The sequence below is a fragment of the Lonsdalea quercina subsp. quercina genome (assembly GCF_000688695.1).
In the GTDB taxonomy this organism is placed as follows: Bacteria; Pseudomonadota; Gammaproteobacteria; order Enterobacterales; family Enterobacteriaceae; genus Lonsdalea; species Lonsdalea quercina_D.
Map to the genome: position 1 here is coordinate 157211 of NZ_JIBQ01000009.1, position 19258 is coordinate 176468.

Annotated in this window: 24 protein-coding genes; 1 reads left to right on the plus strand and 23 read right to left on the minus strand. The window is 53.9% G+C overall.

Annotated elements, in window-relative coordinates:
• Position 1 precedes the first annotated feature (1 nt).
• From SB13_RS10000 to SB13_RS10030, 7 genes are all read right to left on the minus strand, one after another.
• Positions 2–583: a YmfQ family protein gene (locus tag SB13_RS10000; RefSeq protein WP_026740220.1), complete on the minus strand. Its 582-nt coding sequence runs from the start codon at positions 581–583 to the stop codon at positions 2–4.
• The gene (locus SB13_RS10005) at positions 574–1641 is read right to left on the minus strand and encodes a baseplate J/gp47 family protein (protein WP_026740221.1); all 1068 of its coding nucleotides are present in this window, start codon (positions 1639–1641) and stop codon (positions 574–576) included. Before SB13_RS10005 ends, SB13_RS10000 begins: the two co-directional genes overlap by 10 nt.
• The gene (locus SB13_RS10010; protein WP_026740222.1) at positions 1634–2047 is read right to left on the minus strand and encodes a phage GP46 family protein; all 414 of its coding nucleotides are present in this window, start codon (positions 2045–2047) and stop codon (positions 1634–1636) included. The genes SB13_RS10005 and SB13_RS10010 overlap by 8 nt, the downstream gene beginning before the upstream one ends.
• A 3-nt stretch (positions 2048–2050) precedes the next feature.
• Positions 2051–2587: a phage baseplate assembly protein V gene (locus SB13_RS10015; RefSeq protein ID WP_026740223.1), complete on the minus strand. Its 537-nt coding sequence runs from the start codon at positions 2585–2587 to the stop codon at positions 2051–2053.
• The gene (locus SB13_RS10020) at positions 2587–3654 is read right to left on the minus strand and encodes a phage baseplate assembly protein (RefSeq protein WP_026740224.1); all 1068 of its coding nucleotides are present in this window, start codon (positions 3652–3654) and stop codon (positions 2587–2589) included. Before SB13_RS10020 ends, SB13_RS10015 begins: the two co-directional genes overlap by 1 nt.
• On the minus strand, positions 3651–5051 hold the full coding sequence (locus tag SB13_RS10025) for a DNA circularization protein (RefSeq protein WP_026740225.1): 1401 nt from the start codon (positions 5049–5051) through the stop codon (positions 3651–3653). Before SB13_RS10025 ends, SB13_RS10020 begins: the two co-directional genes overlap by 4 nt.
• 62 nt (positions 5052–5113) lie before the next feature.
• Complete coding sequence (locus SB13_RS10030; RefSeq protein ID WP_026740226.1) at positions 5114–6004, minus strand: phage antirepressor N-terminal domain-containing protein; 891 nt, start codon at positions 6002–6004, stop codon at positions 5114–5116.
• A gap of 335 nt (positions 6005–6339) precedes the next feature.
• On the opposite strand from SB13_RS10030, the gene SB13_RS10035 reads away from it, so the two are divergent.
• The gene (locus SB13_RS10035; RefSeq protein WP_026740227.1) at positions 6340–6564 is read left to right on the plus strand and encodes an Arc family DNA-binding protein; all 225 of its coding nucleotides are present in this window, start codon (positions 6340–6342) and stop codon (positions 6562–6564) included.
• A 277-nt stretch (positions 6565–6841) separates the two neighbouring features.
• Here SB13_RS10035 and SB13_RS10045 read toward each other — a convergent pair whose 3' ends face one another.
• From SB13_RS10045 to SB13_RS10120, 16 genes are all read right to left on the minus strand, one after another.
• Positions 6842–7378, minus strand: coding sequence for a hypothetical protein (locus SB13_RS10045; protein WP_051616456.1), 537 nt, complete (start codon positions 7376–7378; stop codon positions 6842–6844).
• Positions 7379–7419: 41 nt separating this feature from the next.
• Positions 7420–9423 carry a phage tail tape measure protein gene (locus SB13_RS10050; RefSeq protein WP_026740229.1) on the minus strand — a complete coding sequence of 668 codons (2004 nt, stop codon included), beginning with the start codon at positions 9421–9423 and terminating at the stop codon, positions 7420–7422.
• Between the two features lie 84 nt (positions 9424–9507).
• Positions 9508–9828, minus strand: a complete 321-nt coding sequence (locus tag SB13_RS10055) for a phage tail assembly protein (protein ID WP_036150295.1) — start codon at positions 9826–9828, stop codon at positions 9508–9510.
• On the minus strand, positions 9828–10184 hold the full coding sequence (locus SB13_RS10060; RefSeq protein ID WP_026740231.1) for a phage tail tube protein: 357 nt from the start codon (positions 10182–10184) through the stop codon (positions 9828–9830). Before SB13_RS10060 ends, SB13_RS10055 begins: the two co-directional genes overlap by 1 nt.
• Positions 10184–11680: a phage tail sheath subtilisin-like domain-containing protein gene (locus SB13_RS10065; protein ID WP_026740232.1), complete on the minus strand. Its 1497-nt coding sequence runs from the start codon at positions 11678–11680 to the stop codon at positions 10184–10186. The genes SB13_RS10060 and SB13_RS10065 overlap by 1 nt, the downstream gene beginning before the upstream one ends.
• Positions 11677–11856, minus strand: a complete 180-nt coding sequence (locus tag SB13_RS10070; RefSeq protein WP_026740233.1) for a DUF2635 domain-containing protein — start codon at positions 11854–11856, stop codon at positions 11677–11679. Before SB13_RS10070 ends, SB13_RS10065 begins: the two co-directional genes overlap by 4 nt.
• 5 nt (positions 11857–11861) lie before the next feature.
• Entirely contained in the window at positions 11862–12425 is a 564-nt protein-coding gene (locus SB13_RS10075) for a phage tail terminator protein (RefSeq protein ID WP_026740234.1), read from the minus strand.
• Positions 12422–12946, minus strand: coding sequence for a hypothetical protein (locus SB13_RS10080; protein ID WP_026740235.1), 525 nt, complete (start codon positions 12944–12946; stop codon positions 12422–12424). Before SB13_RS10080 ends, SB13_RS10075 begins: the two co-directional genes overlap by 4 nt.
• On the minus strand, positions 12939–13331 hold the full coding sequence (locus SB13_RS10085; protein ID WP_026740236.1) for a phage head closure protein: 393 nt from the start codon (positions 13329–13331) through the stop codon (positions 12939–12941). The genes SB13_RS10080 and SB13_RS10085 overlap by 8 nt, the downstream gene beginning before the upstream one ends.
• Entirely contained in the window at positions 13328–13651 is a 324-nt protein-coding gene (locus SB13_RS10090; protein WP_026740237.1) for a head-tail connector protein, read from the minus strand. The genes SB13_RS10085 and SB13_RS10090 overlap by 4 nt, the downstream gene beginning before the upstream one ends.
• 79 nt (positions 13652–13730) lie before the next feature.
• Positions 13731–14972, minus strand: coding sequence for a phage major capsid protein (locus SB13_RS10095; protein WP_026740238.1), 1242 nt, complete (start codon positions 14970–14972; stop codon positions 13731–13733).
• Positions 14973–14981: 9 nt separating this feature from the next.
• The gene (locus SB13_RS10100) at positions 14982–15581 is read right to left on the minus strand and encodes an HK97 family phage prohead protease (RefSeq protein WP_026740239.1); all 600 of its coding nucleotides are present in this window, start codon (positions 15579–15581) and stop codon (positions 14982–14984) included.
• Positions 15574–16800, minus strand: a complete 1227-nt coding sequence (locus SB13_RS10105; protein ID WP_026740240.1) for a phage portal protein — start codon at positions 16798–16800, stop codon at positions 15574–15576. The genes SB13_RS10100 and SB13_RS10105 overlap by 8 nt, the downstream gene beginning before the upstream one ends.
• A complete protein-coding gene (locus SB13_RS17920; RefSeq protein WP_026740241.1) occupies positions 16797–16952 on the minus strand; it encodes a hypothetical protein in 156 nt (51 codons plus the stop codon). Before SB13_RS17920 ends, SB13_RS10105 begins: the two co-directional genes overlap by 4 nt.
• Positions 16949–18682, minus strand: a complete 1734-nt coding sequence (locus SB13_RS10115) for a terminase large subunit (RefSeq protein ID WP_026740242.1) — start codon at positions 18680–18682, stop codon at positions 16949–16951. Before SB13_RS10115 ends, SB13_RS17920 begins: the two co-directional genes overlap by 4 nt.
• Positions 18679–19173, minus strand: coding sequence for a phage terminase small subunit P27 family (locus SB13_RS10120; RefSeq protein ID WP_026740243.1), 495 nt, complete (start codon positions 19171–19173; stop codon positions 18679–18681). Before SB13_RS10120 ends, SB13_RS10115 begins: the two co-directional genes overlap by 4 nt.
• Between the last annotated feature and the right edge of the window lie 85 nt (positions 19174–19258).

Genomic DNA, 19258 nt, shown 5'->3' on the forward strand with positions numbered 1-19258 from the left:
ATCACTCCGGGTATTTGAAAATAACGTAGGTGTTTGAGGGACAGAGTTTTTCGATCACGCATTCCGCGGTCGTTTCGCCCCATGTTCTTAAGCTGTCCGTGCACGCGCTGATGCACGTCATGTTGTCTATTTTCGTGGCCGCTGGCATGTTGACGATCCAGTAATAGCGCCACTCTTCTGAATAAAGGGATTCGGTGCAGGGGGATGTGCAGCGGAATGGGCTGGTATCGAACCGGGTGATCGTCGCATCTGGGTAACCCAGCGCCTCCAACTGTCGCAGGTAGAAATCTTCATCGATCCCACCTTGCACATTGATTTTGGCGTCCAGCCGCTGGCGCCGCTGCGTCAACGTTTGAACACCTGCCGGAGCACAACTATCAGGAAGGCCGCAAATATCCTCGTAGCGGCCAATCAATTCTGAGGTGGTGCGTGGGTCTATTTCCAGCATCAGATCGTCAGCGCGCTGATGTGCCGACGCCAGCGACGGGGCCAGCCCCATAAGCAGGGGGTCGTCGCTATCCCAGGCTGGTCCGCGTGGCAGCAGCACGCCCAGCAAATACTGATATTGATTCGTCAGGTCCATGACACGGTCCCCAGCACGGCCAGCTCACTGGCTCCCAGCGTGATATCGGCGGAAGGGCCTACCAGCACATGGCTATATTCTCCCGTCGCGATACTGATCGCTTCACTGATGCGGGACGGTTTTATTACCCCGCTCGGGATGCCATCGCGAAACAGCATGCTGCGCAGCTCAGCAATTACCGCCTGCCGGGTTTCCTCTGTGTCAGGCGTGATACGAACATGCACGTCGATGGATTTAGGGATGGGGGCAAACACATACAGCTTAGAACCCGCCACGGGCGCCAGCGGCTCAATGTAGGATTGCACGGCAGCGACCGTTGCCGCATCCGGCACCGGATCGATCATGTCGCTGTTAGCGATCATCACACCGACTGTTCCTGTCCCCATCCAATGCCGGTACGTCCACGCACGGGTCACCCCCGCCACCTCTTTAGCCCAGACGATATAATCACTGTCAGCGCCGCCCTGTGGCGTCCAGTACCAACGCTCAATGATCCGGGCTCTGAAATCTTCCAGGCTCTCGATATCGCTACCCGCCTGAATGCTGTCGGCCTGTCCGGCAGAAGACAAGCCGGAGATTGGGTTAACCAACCTCATGGTGATCCCGTCGTCCGTGTTCCCTGTTTCTCCTGCCGTATCACAGGTTACGGGGACCCGTAACACTCCGCCGGTAGTGGTGGCCGCCGACGTTGTCGTAAACGACACCCGATCATCACGTTGAATGACCACGCCCTCATCAATTTTGAGGCCGTCCGTCGCACCATCCCAGCGAACGTAACCCGATGCCGCGACGGCGGCCTTACGTGTTACCCGTTTCATGTTGCCGTGCCGCGTCAGCCAGTCTTCATCCGCCAAATCCGGCAGCAGGTTCCGCGCCAGATAGTCGATGTACCCGTAGACCGTATGCACCGCCGCCGCCTGGACGCGGGAATACACCTCTGCATCACTGCGTCGCAGCTGCGCCAGCGTGGAATCGGAAGATAATCGGGTAAGAACGTCGTTTCGGATGGTGGTAATTAACTGGGGGAGCGTCTGGCGGGAATATCCGCTATCAGCCATCTAATTCACTCCATAGGTCGTTAAAAGCAATCGACACTGTTGTGCCGTCAGATTTACTGATGGTGATCGTGGCCTGTATTGTGCTGATGCCGGNGCGTTCAGCGGCCACCTCTACGCGGGCCGCGACGCCATCATCAACCATCCATTGCAGTGATTCGCGCAACATATCCCGGACCCGGCCCGGTGTTTTGTTGGTGATCTTCTCGCGGCGAAGCTGGTAAAGGCGGGAGCCGATACGGTCGTTTTGTACCGAGGGATAGCAGTCCCCCCACCAGCCCATGACCTGGTCAACGTCGTCGTCAGAACCAGCACGGCGCCAGGTCGCGATAGAGATAATGACCGCTCGCGTCAGGGGATCGGTCGGGAACGACACGGTACGTGACACCCCATTCATCGTTAATATCATGTGTTACCCCATCGGTGCGGTCGGTGAGCCCGTCATGCCGCCGCTATCACCTGGATGATTGTGAACATTAAAGGTATCTCTCATCTTCTGCATGGTTGACGTTTTGTCCGTCACCTCACCGGAAGGAACCTCGAACAGAGGGGTGTTCACCGTCATTTTCTTTGTCGCATTGACGATCAGCGTGTCCGTGCTGACCTCAATCAACTTTCCGCGTTTGAGCACGATGCTGTCGCCCTCGTCGGTGTAAATGGCGACCTCGCCCGCTTGTAGGTTTTTGACCCGGTAACGTCGGTCTGAAGCCACCAGCACAACGCCGTGACTACGATCGCCGTCGAGGTAAACCGCCAGCGCCTCAGCACCGGCTTGCGGGGCGGAAGTAAAGCCGTAAGGCTCCAGATGCTCAATGTCGGATTTGCCCTCTCCACCCGCCATCTCGATTTGTAGTTGCTGGCATTTCGTCGCCGATGTCCGCCCACGGACAACGGCCCGTGAGAGCATGTTCGATACCATTCGACTGAGTGATACGAAGGGGTTCGCCATCAGAAGTCCTCCTCTTTTTGTTTCTTCCGCTTGGCTTTTTTCGCTGGCTTATGCAGGTAGGCTTCCGACGGACCGACACGTAACTCCGTGATTGTCCCGCTCTCATCCTGCTGATAATTGACCTCAGCGATCACCATTTCCCGGTTGTCGAACCCCAGCTCAGGATCCCAGACAATGACTGTCATATTCGGTTGCCACAGCGCGCCATTCCCCTGGCGCCACCCCTGAACGGTGTAAGTGGTTTCGTCCGTTCTCGCGGCGCGGCGCTGCATTTCAAATTCGCTGCGATCACCGCATGACCCGGTCGTAGCGTTGCCCGTTTGCCGGATAATCAGCGGCCGATATCGCGCAATGCCATTGTCGACCGTTTCCGCCCGGATAGCGGACGTTGTCGCCTCCCCGAAATCTTCATCATCAGATTTTCGTTGGCCAGAAACCGAGTACACGCTGAACCGCTCGCGGATAGATTGCTCGGTATCACAGGACAGGATGTTTTCACCCAACACCAACGCCGTCGTAGCCTGCGTAATGCCGATATCCCCGATCACCAACTGCCCTTTCTCATTGTCGTAAACCAGAGTGGGCGCCAATCCCAGCATTTTATTCAGCACATCAATGACCGTTTCCCCCTGATCGGCCTGAACGCTTTGCAGAGTACCGTTGTCAGTAGCATCGATAACTGAGATACCGAAAGGCTCCGCGAGGTCTGCTGCCACCTGAGACACAGAACGGGACTCATACTGTTTTGGCTCTGCAGAGCAATCAATCAGGTCACAGGTCTTGCTGCGACCAGAAATCCCCAAGACTTTGCTGTTCGCGTCATATCGTACCGGCGTTGCCTCGACGTATCCGGTGATCACCAGGTCATCACCAATCAGCACCTCCACCACGTCACCGCGTTGAATCCGGGACTTGATGTTTCGCTGATCGGTGTCCCCCGGCCACTGCCGGGTAATTTGCACGTTAAAGTCACGGGCGATACGCTCGATGCCGGCAGAGATCCGTACAGACGTCCAACCGCCCCACTCGCGCCCGTTAATGCGCAGCGTTACCAAATTTTCGCTCATTGCGTGGGAACCCTCAGTGTGGTGACCGGGACGAAGCCGGGATGCTGGATATTGTTTCGCGCCATGATCTCATCGGCCCTCTCGACCGAGTCGTACCAATCAGCGGCTAAAACTATGGCGGGCAGAACCTCGGTGGTTCGACGCTCCGTGACGCGCGCAGCGAGCACAAGACGGCTAGAGATATCGCTGTTAACGTCAGAACGCACCCGCACCAGCGCCTGAAACAGCGTATCGTCGGTGACGCGTTCTAACTCGCGGTCTATCGCCGTATTCAACGACTCTCTCACTTCGGTGAGATCGTCCCATGACGGCACCGTCGCCGCAGCAGTTGACGTCGTCGTACCGGCATTAGTCGTCGTCTCAGAGATATCGATATCTGTCACCGCAGGATGCGGAATAGTGACTATAGCTGGAGCCCCTCCACCCCCAGAGATTAATGCGTTCGCCCCTGACTGCGTCGATGACTGTGGCAGTACTTTTGAAAGTGGCTGAGACGCTACGCGAGCCTGGGCAGGCTTAGGCAATGAGGTGACCGTATAGGCAGCCTCACTGATTGCCGATACTCGAATGGCCTGTGCCACATGGTTGCTTTGGGTCTTGCGGCTTTGCGTGGTTGTGCTGTCGGTGGACCACACGCCCCGCGGGGCCAGATCATGACCGGCCGTGACTCCCGTCAATCCTGTGATCATCGACACCAACGATTTTGTGTCACCACTGAGACGCGTTCCGGCGCGCCACATCGTTTGCAGACGGTTGACGAAGTTCATCGCGCTGCTGCCGCTGCCAAGCAATACGGTCAGGTCGCCGTTCATTAGCCGGGCGGCGGCCGTCACCCCAGCATCAACGTACTTGAATGCGTCGGTCACAAAGTCCATCATCGCGCTAGCGTCATCCAACACACCGTCGTTGATAAAGTCCGGCAGCCCGTCCAGACCGAACGCCTCCATCGCCGATTCAATGCACTCGTCGAGCCATGAAACCGAGGATGCCAGCTTTTTACCGGTTGCTAGTCCCGCGGTGGGAAATGACAGTTCGCCCGCTTCGACGAACGAGAAAGCGATACGACACATCCGGCCTTCATCGTTGGCATGTGAGATTCTGGCCAGCTCATTAATGGTGATGCTCATCTCGCCGTAGTAAGGGTGAATCAGCGTTGCCGGTCCCTCTTTTTCGATCTCCTGAATCAGCCGGTTGCGCTGTTCCATGAAATCATCGCCGATAACGTATGCCTCGACCGAAAAATGCCGGGTGGCCCGCCCTAAATCCTCAGAATAGGGTTTATCCCTGTTCGGGTATTCATGGACCTGCACCCGCCGACCAAACTGTGCTTCATCACCACTGATCTTGAATTTCACCCCACGTAATGAGGCATCATGTAGGTTATCAATCCAACTCATGCGATCTCCGGGCATAAAAAAACCCGCCGAAGCGGGTTTCTTTATGCCATTTATTTTTAAAATTATTGGTTCAATATCTGCCGCAAATGCGGAAGCACCCTGCTCCAGTTATCATCCGCCCGTGGTTGATATTCAATATGAGAAGTTTCTCGCCTTAAAAACTCTCTCGCTTTGTTAATAGTTCGGGGATACTCGTGGCCGATTGAAAAGAAACGGGCAGCCAAACGGTGTTCCGCGACATCCAGCAAAGGATATACATCCTTGCACGCTGCAATCATTGCTTGTGAGTACTTCCACAACCAGGCCAACTCACACAGTTCATTGTCTGTGAATTGCTTTCGGACAGATGCTGACTGAATATCTTTTCCTAAAAATTCTCCCTCAATGGCTTTAGCGGCCAGATATTCGATCGCCTCAGCCGTCTGTTTCGGCGAAAGCTCTTCAATGTGCTTTACGCCAAATTCTTTATGCACCAGTTTGTAGACGGCTTGATAAGTCATGCCGTACTTACCCATGATGCGATTAACGATTCCTCGCAACGGGGTGCGATCGTCCACTGATGTTTCTTGCTCTTTGCGAACGGCTGCGCCTTTTGTCCAATAGTTGTATAGCGCCGTAAAACACTCTTCCTGATACTGGATCAGCTTGTCGCGGATATCAGCGCGAACTTTTGCCGGGTTGATGCTGAACAACCAACCATTGAGTTTGCGGAGTGGAATGCAAAGCATCTTTTGAAGACCTCCACTTGAAGGTGTTGCGATATCACAACACCCGTACTTTTCACTTTGCTTTTTAAGCTTTACGAACTGGGCAGCCCAATCAATACCGATGTTTTCTACAATTGGTCGCATCGCAACATAAGCGATCCCGGATACCATCGATGTGATGATTTGTTGTCCGTGAAATTGAACTACGGAGGTGTTAACTGCTTCAATAATTGATATACTTGCCATGTCAATAATTCCCATTCAGTTTTGTTGATACCGAAGCCCTGACTGTTCGCGCAGTTGGGGCTTCACTCATTCTGGACACTTCACACCCTGACGTTCTGCATACTCCCTCATAGCCCTTACCGCCTCCTTACTAAATGAGCGATCTCCCTTTCGCGCCAACTCTGCCATCGCGCTTTCCAGCCAATCAGGCAGCCGTAACGTTTTTACTTTCATCTCATACCCCACTGTATTCGCTATGCATACATAGTATTTAGGTACGCATTGATAGTCAATAGGTACGCATTTAATATCTATAAAAATGCGTAGCACCCGCTTTCACCGGTGCAGGAGTGAAAATGTCAGAGCGAAAATACAGGCATCCACAAGTAAACCTGCGTCTACCCGAAGACATTAAGGAAAAAGTCGTTAAATTAGCTGAGGCCAACGGAAGATCGGCAAACGCAGAAATGGTTTTAGCAATAGAGGCTTGGGTTAACTCAATGGGAGAACCGCCAAAACCGCTATTAGATGAAATTAGAGATCGACTGGAAAAGCTGGAAAGTCAGGTCAAAAATAAATAACTAGGCTCACTATACCCACAAAGGAAAATATGGAACTAGTTGTTATTATAATCGTAGTGATTATTATTGCCGGATTTTTCAAACCTAGTCGCTGTGACGTCTGTGGAACAACCTTTAAGAAGACGTACTATACATGGAAGATTGATGGCAAAACTCAGCATCTTTGCCCATATTGCAACGGCAAGATGAATCGCAGGCAAAGCACGCAAAAATTTAAAGACAGATTTGGCTGATAAAAAGCCCACATAGGTGGGCTTTCAGACAAGACCATTACCTACTAATTAAGCGCTTTTATATCTGTAAACTTGAATATAAATTCAGGTTCTTTCAAGCCCCCCGACAAGCTCATGCTAGATTCCTTGATGCAAGATTCGCCTCCCCTAAAGAATGACCCAGAAAAGATGACTTTATCACCCACATTTAAAGATGACGCTTCCCCGAAAAGCTTTGAACGAGGATCAATTAAGGTCCCATAGTTCACATCGGAAAATGCATTATTCCAAGTCTTCAAGGCCACATCTTTGGCAATTTCAACTTCAAAAACACCCTTACCATCGCTGTTCGAATCTATCGTTTTGACTTTGCCTATCCAGCCACTCACAGTTCGTTTCTTGAGTCCCTTACAGATTGCATCGTCTCTACGGACTTTTATGCCCCCACGTTGCATATCATTTTTAGCTGAGGAAGTTTCCGAAATTGCATTAGTCACTATCTCGATAAATTTTGTTTCTTTATCAGGTAATTCGTTCGCGACCGCTGAACAAGAAAATAAAGTTGCTGTGATAAATAAAGCGCCAATTTTACAAACAGACATCAATAAACTCCCTTTAAAAATGAACAGATTTGAATTTTAGTTCACTTCCCTGACGAAGAAAATCTGTTATAACCAACATCATAGTTAAGCCAAGGTAGAGATCCGCCACCAGCAGGGATAACCTGCATACCTTGGGGTGAATTGTCGAACTTCACGGTAATTTCTGCCGATTGCTTAGGCGTAAGAACCGGCTTCATCGGGTCATAATTCGGATCCACACCCAGAATTTCTTTCAGCTTAAATAAGAACCCAGCATGGTCGGTTCTGTCTTCCTTGGGGCCGCCGTTACTGTCCAGCACAGTCCCTACATCTAATCGCAACTTATCCGAGTCTTTATGCACCTGCATGCCCAGCAGCTCTTTTAGCCGAGGCACAAACCCGGTGTAACCGCGTTCCTCGTCCTTCTTATGCAGGTTATTCGTGAGATATGTCCCTACATCAACATGCTGATTTGAGGCCTCTTCATGCAGTTTATCCAGGCGTTTCATGAGATCAAACATGACGCCTATAGTGACGGTGATCACCCCCATCTGCGCGATGCTGCGAAGGTTATTTTTCAGCCCGCCAGCCTCTTTATTTGCGCCCCCGATCCCTGTCACCATATCGGTGAGCCATTTCCCCGCAGTAAATGTGGCGACGCTGGTCATGATATTTTCCCATCCGCCAATAGACTGCACGAAACTATTTACCTGATCGGCGACATTTTTGACCACCGGCCCGACGGTGTCCCAGTTGTCCACAATCAGCCCGGCACCAATCACCATCAGCGTGACCATTTTTCCCAGGGTAGACATTTTCATTACCGCTTCCATTGCGCGGAACGTTTTGGTCACTAACCCTACCCCGGCCGATACACCAACCAGCGTCGCACCCAGCTTAAGAACACGACGAATCATATCGGGATTCGCTCTGGACCAGTTTCTGAATTTCTCCAGAAAGGGCTGCATCTTTTTCGTTAGTTCAACAATATCCGGAAGGAATATGCTACCGATCGTAATACTGGCCGCATTGAACTGATTCTTTATCAACTCAATGCTGTTAGCCGTGGTTGCTGCTCGTGATTCATATTCCTGCTGCATAGACCCCGCGTATTGCTGGGCATCAGACACTCGATTGAAATTAGTTCGCAGTAGATCCAGATTGGCTAATAGCGGCGCAATCGCTCCACTTGATTCGGTCCCAAACAATGCAGTCAGGACAGCCGGCTGATCGGCCTTTGACACCTTCGCTAGTGAGTCCAGAACGTGCAAGATTGCTGTTTTGGAATCTTTCTGCATATCCGCAGCAAGCTGCTTGGGATTGATTTTCAAAAAATTCAATGCTTTTTTCTGAGAGGCGGTGGCTGATTTACCCGACGTCAGCGACAGCATGAAATTTTTAACACCGGTGGCCGCAATTTCTGACTCAACGCCCATGCCGGAGATCGTCGCGCCCATCGCCGCAATTTCCCCAGAGGCCACCCCGGCAACGGAACCCAGAGGACCGATTCGAGTCACAATATCAGAGATTTTCGCGGCGTTCGCCGGGCCGTTGTTGCCGAGAAAGTTGATCTTATCTGCCAGCGCAACAACTTCGGTTTGGCCCATTTTGAACGCGGTACGCCACTGCGCCATCATCTGGCCGGACTGTTCCGCCGTCTGGTCAAATGCGATCCCCATTTTCACCGCATCGGCGGCAAATTTGGATAACTCGTTGCGCGCGATACCGGCCTGCCCGCCCGCCGCCACAATCTGGGCGATCCCTTCCGCCGCCATCGGCAGCTGAGTAGACAGGTTCAGAATATCCTCCCCCATCTGCTTGAACTGCTCTGGCGTCTCAAAGTTCACCACTTTTTTTACGTCGGCCATCCCAGATTCAAAGCTGATCGCCTGCGAAATCGGGTAGGCAAATGCTGTACTGATCCCTGCCCCCATCGCTGCTGCACCGGCCATCACGCTGCTGAACTCCTTCTGGAACCCACGCATTTTTTTGCTCATTCCCTTGAGCGGTTCAGACAGCTTATCGACAGCGGTGATAATCGCTTTCAGCTGGAAACTATCGGCCATTATTCAATTCCCCGTTAATGCGCACGGCCTGCTCCTCCAGCTCCATAAATTCAGACAGGCCGACGTGTTTCAGTTCAAGTGGGTTTATTCGCCAGAAATGGCAGACGTTGTAGAGTCGGCTTCGGAGCTGGTCGAGTCGCCCGACCCCATAAAAAAACCGAGGATCGACATAGACGCGACGGTCACATCACGCAGCGCCATTTTCTCGGCCGCCGACGGAGGAATACCCGCCAGCACCGGGATATAACGCAACGCGGCGCCAGTGTCGATTTTCGTCTCGCCTGCCGCGCCATAGGAGAATGGCAGGCCGAACTGCTGTACTTCTGCGTACGTGGGTTCGCGCAGCTCCAGCACATGCAGCTTTTCACCGTGCGCCATGATAGGTTTTGTGAGTAGCAGTTCCATTATTGATAGCCCCCTTCTTCGCCGTGGAATTCCAGATCGGCCGTGCCGTTCTCTGCATCGTGATTCGCTTCACCGGATAGGTGCGCGCCAGACAGGACATATACCTGACCGTTTGCCAGTTCGGCCGTGATGGTCATCGTGTCCGAGGAGGTGATCTTGTCTACCGGGAAAGAGGAAGGAACCTTAAACGTGCCCTTCACATAAGGGGCGCGGAAGCTTTCCTTATAGTCGACAGAGCCATCCAACCCCATCACATCTTCTTTCACCGTGGTGTTCATCGGCACTTCAACGCCCCCGGTCAGCGACAATTGCTGACCGTCAATTTTGAAATAGCAGGTACCTGCAATGCGAGCCATTAAGCGGCCTCCTCTGCGCTATATTGCAAACGGAACTGATTGACCAGCGCGAAAATACGCAGCTGGTTGACGTAATCCGGCGGGAACAGAACATCCAGACGATTCGGGTTATCCGCGTTACGCTCAACAATCAGGTATTTTTTGAACAGATCGTAATTTTCAACGATCCCGGCGCGCTCCATCTTGCGATAGACCGCCAGCATTTCCCCGCGGATCACTGCCGGTGTCACAATCGCCTGGCCAGCACCAAACCGCGTACCGTCGCTGGCCAGCTTATGGCGCGGGTATTTGCTGGTAATGACCGACTTCAACTGACGCAATACGTAAGCACTAGTGTGCAACGTTTCACTGTCCAGAAAGCTGTTGTCCGTGACGCCAAACGCGTTTTTCTTGTACATCGTGATATCGCGCTGAATGCGTAGCGAACTGCTTTCCACATACGCAGTGGCGATCCCATGCGTCAGCAGCGATTGCTGTTCCGAGAAAATAAACCGCGAGCCCTTCGGCGCAGGCAATGCCCCCGTCAATTCGCCGGTTTGCGTCGGGCGGGCCGGGTCATTGCGAATGAATCCCGCATTTCGCGCTGTGCGCAGCGCGGCCAGTTCATCGGCGGCGGTATGAATATCCTGCTCGTACCCAGCCACGGTGATGTGTTCCAGATTCAGCGAGGAGCCGAAAGCCACCAGCTCGGACAGGGATCCGATCTTTGCCGAGTACACGTGTCCGTACAGCTGCCGCGCATAGCCCCAGCGGTCGGCCAGCTCAGCGTGAATGGTAGAAACCGACGAAGAGTCATTGAACGGGAACGCGATGAAGTCGAACGGCTCATCGCCCATCGCCGCCACCGCGCCCGTCAGATCAGGTACACCGCTGCCGCCGCTCATGGCTTTGATATCGATGTTAATGCCGCTCGGTGTCGTCTGGCTGCCCACCAACCCGTAGTAGTTCAGGGCTAACGGGATCTCATTGCCAGTCAACCCAGCATGGCGCGCCGTCAGCGTGACCACGGCATCAGCGACAGCCGCCGTCACGGGTAAGTCCACGTTGGCATTGATGGCCGCTGATACGGTCGCCGCCACATCTGCCGCCGTTTCACCGGCGGTCACACCGGCCTGCACCAGCACATTGCCGATGTAGAGATAGACGGTGCCGGACTCCTGCGCATTTCCGGTCAACGTCAGCGCGCCGGATGCAGCGGCACCCGCGCTGGGGGCATCAAGGGCAATCACCCATAACTCACCGAACGGATCGATACTGCGGTAGCTGGCGACCATTCGCGCCAACTGGCTTCCGCGCCCAGCCAGACTGCCGGCAAGGCCCGCCGACGGCATAATGGTCAATGCATTGCGCTGAATGCTCGCGTCGCTATTGGCATAGCCAATGATCAGCGCAGGCGCAGCGCCGTCGGACGTCGTGTTCGCCGCGCTGTTATCCATTTCAGCCCAGAACAGCGGCACCTGGATATTCGACGGGATGCTGTTGAAACTGACACTCATTGACTCACCTCACTGGTTTCGGTTTCTTTTTTTTTACGATCGACAATTTCCACATCCCCGTCGTTTAAACGCCGGTACCAGTAGACATTGCCCTCTACGTTTCGCCCGGATTCAGGCAATACGTCACCTCGGGCCGGGTCAGGAACTGACCGCCCGTCTTTGGGTTTCACAAACATGGGCTTTACTCGTTTTTGAAGGTTATTTCGGTGTGATGCTCGATGTTGCCGTCAGGCCCGTTGCCGGGATCGATATAGTCAACATCGACACCAATTTCCTGCAGCACGTCCAACGCGTTCAGGTCTTGCTGCTGGCGCGTATCGTCCTCGCTGACTTCCAGCGTGCGGATAAAGTCGAACTGATAATAAAGACGCCCCCGATCCATCTGGATCAGTTGACCGCCCGCATACGATATCGGATGTGCGTTATCGTCCGGCTGCCACCCCAGCAGCGCGCGCCACAACTCTGAGCGGACCGTATCGACAACATCGAACGAGGCCGCCTGACCACGGTTATCCGGCGTGTTATTCATCACGCAGACAACCGCAAACCCTTCCGTCACGTTCTGCAAATAGTCCGTGATAGAGCGCTGCTCGTCTGCATCATCACTGGACGGCACAACGTAGGCCGCGGGCAACAACATTTTGCCGGTTTCCGGTAGCACCTTGAGTTCCGCGGCACCCGCTACGCGCCCCGCAAACGATGGGCAGCGCTGCCGCAGGGCGGCAATCACAATCGAGAGTTTCATCGTTTCTTCTTCCGCTGAGGACGCAGAGATTCCCGCAGCGCGCGGGACAATACGTAATGTGTCCACGCCTTTCGGGATTCCAGAACCTGCGTCATGTAGTTCTTGCGTGGGGCAATGCGCCACGGCGTTCCGCCGGAGGCCCCACGATGATGACGGCGCTGCCGCACAGCGCCACGACGAACGCCATAAAACAGAAACGCCGGATAGAAAGCACCCTGAATGGGTCGGTTGCCCTCGCCCCGCTTCTGGTTGGGTGCGATCCGGACCATCAGGCCGGGACGACGTTTTGACGCCCTCGGAACGTAATAGCCAATGGATCGTGCTAACCGCCCGGTTTTGTAGCCTGGATTCTCCCCTGGCTTTGATGCCCCGCGCCGAACCACTAAGCGACGGGCATCACGCATGTGAACCTGGCCGATTTTGACAAACGCCCGCCGCATTTTGGCGCGGTTAAACACCATTTCATCCGGCTGGTCGAAGTCAATATGCAGAGAGGCCGCCGCGGCAGAGGGTCTAGCCATAAATCACCTCGATAGGTGTGTTACTCCCCAAGTCTTCACACTCCAACAGCAGAAAGCGGCGGGCCGAATTCAAATCCCGGATCCGTCGGATGCGCAGGACATTGCCGCCGGGCATTACCACTTCGAAATCAGCGGTTACACCGGGCCGGTGCCGGATAGTGAGGTAATGCGTTACCGCGTCGCCGGTTTGTACTGACTCCCGGTATGTGGTGGCGCCAACCTGCCGCACTTTGGCCCATACGGTTTTTTCACCCGTAAATTCCGCAGTCACTCCGAAATCATCATTGGGAAGATCCACCCGCTGGCGCAGCCGTACCCGCTGGTTTAGTTCGCCAGGGTCTGGATACGCGTAATCAGCGCTGGTTTTCGATGGTTGTGATTTCATAATGGGATGAACCGGTAGGGACTCGCGATCCACTCGTAGGACATTGGGACCGGAGTGTTTTCGAAATTAGATACCGATGACCGGTTTTCGTAAAAATGCGTCACCAGCATCAGCATCGCAAGCCGCAGATCAGCGGTTACCACCAGCGCAGATTCGTCGTTAGGTTCCACGTCGTCAGAACGGGCATACAACGTACGGTTTAAGAACGTCGATGTTCTGGCCTCTGCCGCCTGCCCCAATGCCACCAGCAAGGTATCTTCGTCGGTGATATCCGCATCAATCCGCAGTTGGTTTTTTATCTCTTCCAACGACAAAATCATGAGTTATCTCCGTGCCCGCCCTTTTCGCGGGCACAAAAAAACCGCTTACGCGGCGTAACGATAATGACGGTTCATTCCATCAGCTTCCGGTACTGGCGGTCCCTTTGCCCACCAGCGCTTTGATAGCCGCGGTGTCTTCCAATACGCAGTCGAATCGGTGAAATGCCAGGAAAGCGGTCTGGTCAAACTCTGCAAAGCGTTCAACCAAGCGTTTCAGGGTCATATACGCAACGCGGCGGATGATGAAACGGTCAAAATCACCACAGAAAACGAATTTCTTACCCGCTCCGATGGAATCAATAGCAGGGTCAACGACATAAGGAACGTTCAGTACCGTCGCAGGAGTACCGCCGCTAACGTTGGGGAGCCATAGCGGACGCCCCTGTCCGTCTTCCATCTCTTCGATGATCTGCAGTGTTGAATCGTTAAACGCCCAGCGGAACTTAGAGCCACCGCGATATGCCGGGTCAATAGCATGTTTGAGTGAATTGAGTTCTTTCCACGTAAAAGTGCTGGCTGACGCAGCCGCCGTTGTCCCTGTAACAGAGGTTACAAGGCCTGAGGGTTGCAGTGGACTACCCGAACCTGTGCCCTGAACAAGATATTTAGCTTCGCCACGCCCCAAACGCTGAGAAATGCGCGCCGACAGATAGGCTTCAATATCTACGCCGCTGTCCTGCAACAATTCGTTGGAAACACGAATGATTTTCGAAGACAGTTTTTTTGCCCCCAACGACGCGGTGCCGAATTCCGCATCTTCTTCAGAAGCTGCCGTGTTTTCCCCCAGCAATTCCCCCTCCTCAGCTGTACCGTCGGAGGTCGCCCATTCAATCGTCTGTCCGTCCGATGTAGTCAGAATTTGGGAAACACTTGCGATGCCGCCGTAGGCTTTCATACCCTCGACAATTTTATTCAGCATACGTTTAGGGACGGTATAGCCGCCTTTTTCATCGGCCGCCGTTCCCTGCGCGCGAAGCTCACGCAAAGCCTGACGCTCTTCCGCGCTCATTTCACCCAGCCCGTGACGCAGGAATTTATCAAATGCCGCAGTACGACGTTCATCACCCTGCTCGCCATTCGCTTCCGGGGTCTGCTGCTGTTGGCGCTGCTCTGATTCCTGAGTGTTTACATAGTCCTGATCGTAGCGGCGCAGCTCCTCCTCACGTTCAATCTGAGCATCCAAGTTATTCAGCTCAGTTTTAGCTTTGTTCCATTCGGTGCGCTGTTCATCACCCCAGGTGTTGTCACCGATTTTTTCATGCAGGGCGCGCATATCGGCAGCGATGGTGTTACGTTTTTGCTTCATTTCATGCAGTTTCATGATTTTTCCTTACGCATTGATAAGAGTCAGCAGGCGCTCGCGCGCCATTTTTTCGTTAATGGCTTTCTGTAGCGCACCGCTGTCGCGCGCCTCCTGCCAGGCTTTTAGTGAACGGACGCCGGAATCGGCTTCCTGATATGCGGGATACGTCACGGGACTGACGTCAAACAGACGAGAAAACCGGCTGATTTCCCGGATAACAATCCCCTCCTCATCCTCGTACCAGTGTTCGCCATCACGCGCGACACGAAACGCGAAAGAGGATTGGTTAACATCGCCGCGCCGCATGGGTTCCAACACCAGATCTCTGATGGTCTGCGTTTCTGGGGCGGTAATGTCGTAACGCAGACCGCGCTCATCGACTGATAAAGACAGCGTTCCGGCGGCACTTCTGCCAAGAATAAAATTCGGATCATGGTTAAACAGCCCGCGAACATCATCGGTGAGCACATCGTCAAATGCGCCGGGCTTTATTACCTCGCGGAATCCCCATAGGGGTTCTGAACGGCTGTTGAAAACCGAGCCGTACCCCAGAATATGGGCTGGNGCATCCCCCTGCTGTTCCGCGCGAACCTCGCCGGTATAACAGCGCGTCTCGCGATCATTCATTGGTGTTATCCTCATCGGTTTTTTGGGTTTTGAAGTCGTTAGACGTATTGGCCGCGTTAACGCTTACCAGCATTTCATCGAGTCCGTCGACTGGGTTCATGTCCTCGAAGGCCCGGGCCTCATTCCGGCTCATCCAACCGTCGGTAATGGCGAAGTGATAGAACTGGGCGCGCTCTTGGGGAGTGCCACGCATTAGCCCAGCCAAATTGAATCGAACGTAATAGCCCGCAGCCCGTTCAGACCGAGTGAATAACCGACGGTTGAGTTCTTGTTCCCAGTTCGCGACCCAGGGCATCATGCTGTAGCGTACAAACTGGATGGCCTGCTGCGTGATATTGCTGAACGTGGCCTTTTCCAGATCGTTAATCATGTGGGCCGGCACGTTGAATATCCCCGCTATCATTGAGCGGTTCAGCTTCATCATATCGATCAGCTGCGCATCGACCGGGGAGACCGTCAGCGCCTTGTAATCCAATTCGGCGGGCAGCAGCATGGTTTTATTTTCCTGGCTTCGCAGAGCCATCGCCGCTTTCTGCCAGACCCTTTTCAGCCTTTCCCAGCCTTTATCCTGCAACTCGCCTTTAACGGAGACGATACCGGCCGGTCGGGCATTGCCGCCGAAAAAACTTGAGGTGTATTTCTGCCCGCTCATGCCCATGCCGATGGTTTCGGCATGTTGCAAAATGGGGCTAAGGCCCATCTTCTGATTATTCCCCAGCGCCCGAATGTGGATCATGTCGTCAGGGCTGATAGCAAACGCGCCCTCCTCGTTATAAAGACCGTATGTGTAGCGACCGCCGGTCTTAAGCAAGGTGGTTTCCCACGGCATGCAGCAATCCAGAGAAGACACAACACCTTTGCGATCACGTTTTACCCAGGTGTACCCGTTCCCCCAGCCGAGAATGTGGCGCTGTTTCAGTTCCCGCCACTTATAGCTGGTTTGCCAGGTATTGGGTTCGTCGTGAACCAGATAGAACGCCGGATGATCGCGGGCGGCCTCGACCTTGTTGTTATTTTTTCTCATAACGTGCAGCGGCATCTGCGCCAGATTTGACGACAAGACATAAATACAGGTGTAAACCGCTGCCAGTTTCATGGAAGTTTCCGGGCTGACATACACGTCAGACTGGAATAAACCATCAACGTCTGCCATCTCCGCGATCACGGGGTTAGCGGGGTTCTCCAGCGGTTCACTACGGAATAGCGCATCGAGTATCACGGTTTCCCCCTTCGGGCGGCGATAAGTGCAAATACCAGCAATGCAGCTCCCGCACATTGCAGCGCGATAGCTGTTCCGAACTGCTGATAAATACCGCCCACCAGCAAGCCGAGCCCGGTCAGCCCAATTGCATCAATCATCATTTTCTTCATAGGAATAAGAGGTCTTCGTCGGGATCTAACGAGGAAAGGAAGTCTTCCGGTTCATGCAACATTGCACGCCCCACAGCCATGATCAGCGCTACCGCGCCGTCGATTTTGTTCTCTGCCTGCTCCTTGATAGGCCGCACGATATCGTCGTTGCCAGGCAGCGTTTTCCCCACCACATTACTGATACACCACGTCATGATCGGGTTGCCGTCATGATGGAAACGACCGGACGCTATGGCGGCCTCAATCTCTTTCATCGGGTCCGACATATTGGTGTAATTCTGCGTGATGGTGATCGGTGTCAGCCCCTCATCGGCTAATTCATGGGACAGCCCTGTAGCACCGAAGGGATCGATAGGNGACTCAGAAACCGGGTTCAGGCGGTTCGCCTGCTTCGCCTCCTCCATGATGTAGCGATAATCTACTTCTGCCCCGTCGGTGACGGTCAGATAGCCCATTTCTACCCACTTCTGGAAGCGCTCGGCGGTGCGCCGATCCTCGTTCTGTTCAACGCTGTAGACCGTGTCGTACGGCACCCAGAAGCGTGGCGCCACGCTGTAATAGTGCGTTTTCCCGTCAATCTCACGAGTGAACAAGCGCGCCATGCTGTTCATATCCAGTTTGCGCGCCAGATCGAACGCCAAAATGCAGGGTTGACCCTCGAATTGTTCCAGCGTCAGCGTTTTGTCTTCACAGCCTTGCCAGCTCACCTGATTGAAATACGCTGCCCGGGCCGCCACCCAGACATTCAGGTGTTTCGTTTTGAAGACACCCGCCTGCCGAGCGTTATTTATCGCCCGTTGCTGCTGGCTCAATAAAAAGTCACGGTAGACGGATACCCCCATATTGGGGTTAGCTTTGGCGAGAACGTCCGGCTGGGTCCAATCGTCGCCCTCGTCAATGGTGTAAATGACGCCGAATAGTTCATCATTCGGCACCGAGCCGTTGAGCATTTCGATCACTTCCCGACGCTTGTCGTAACACGGCCCCTCAATGTTGTATCCGGCGGTCGTGATAGCCCACATCAGGGGCTGCTTTCTCGCGCCCATGCCGGTTAACATCGTGGTGTACAAGGCATCAGTGCCATGTTCGTGATATTCGTCGACAATCGCACAGTGCGGCGATGAACCGTCCCCCGGATTACCGATCAGCGGCTCCAGTCTGGCGCCGTCTTCCGGCCGGTTCAGATTCGATGCATTAACCTCGATCCCAAACGCTTCAACCAACAGCGGCGTGCGTTTGCACATCAAGCGGGCCGGGCGAAATACCTCCCATGCCTGTTTCTCGGTCGTGGCGCCGGAATACACCTCGGCCCCAAATTCCGAATCACAGGTAAAGCAGAACAGCGCCACGCCAGCCGAAATAGCTGACTTGCCATTTTTGCGGGGGATCTCCGTGTATACCTCTCGAAAACGGCGAAGCTTTGTCCCCTTTCTCACCCAGCCAAAGGCACAGCAGACAATAAAGAGTTGCCACGGCTCTAACGTAATCGGCATCCGCTTAAACGCCCATTCCCCTTTGGTGTGGGGTAGCATTTGGATAAACCGCGCCGCCTTTTCCGCCAGATCCTTGTCGAAGCGGTAGCGAAATTTTTTGCTCTTCTCTACGGCCAGATCGTCAATGTGCCGCTGGCATGCCTGAATCACATATTGGCACGCAGGGATCTGCCCACGAACGACCGCCCGAGCATATTGATTTGCGGCATTGACGTTGGGGTAGGATTTCCGGCTCATGAGCTGATCATTTTCAAAAATGGGTTTTCGTTTTTCCCTTTGCCAGCCAGGCCGATAAGTCGAGATCTGGCGCTGGGGTCTAATCCCAGCATCGAGCCCGTTGAGCCCATCTCAGACTCTTGCTCTTTCTTGGCGGTCAGCTCAGGATTTTTTATTGGCCCGCCGGTGGCCCCGGTAACTACATTCCCCTGGCGGGCGATGTTGATTACCGCCCGGCGCCAAAACTCGTATGCCACACACCACCGCTCAAGCACGGCCAGATCGGTAATACACAGCAACCCCTGGCCGCATAGTTCCTTTGTCGTTAACTCCCACATTGTCATTGCCAACGGGAGTTCGGCTTCAGCAAACCAATCAGGGGGTGAAACTCCTTTGAGTGGGGTAAAAACAGGCTCGTCTTTGTTCAGCGCCCGCTTACCCGGATTTCCGGCCAGTTCTTTGCGTGCCGTTGGCTTTGGGCGACGCCCAGAACGGCCCGCAGTTCCAGCCATAAATCACTCCGATTTAAATTTCATTTTTCGCGGGTATAAAAATTTGACGGGGCGGGCAGTACGGAAGGGGCTCGCCCCCAGAGAT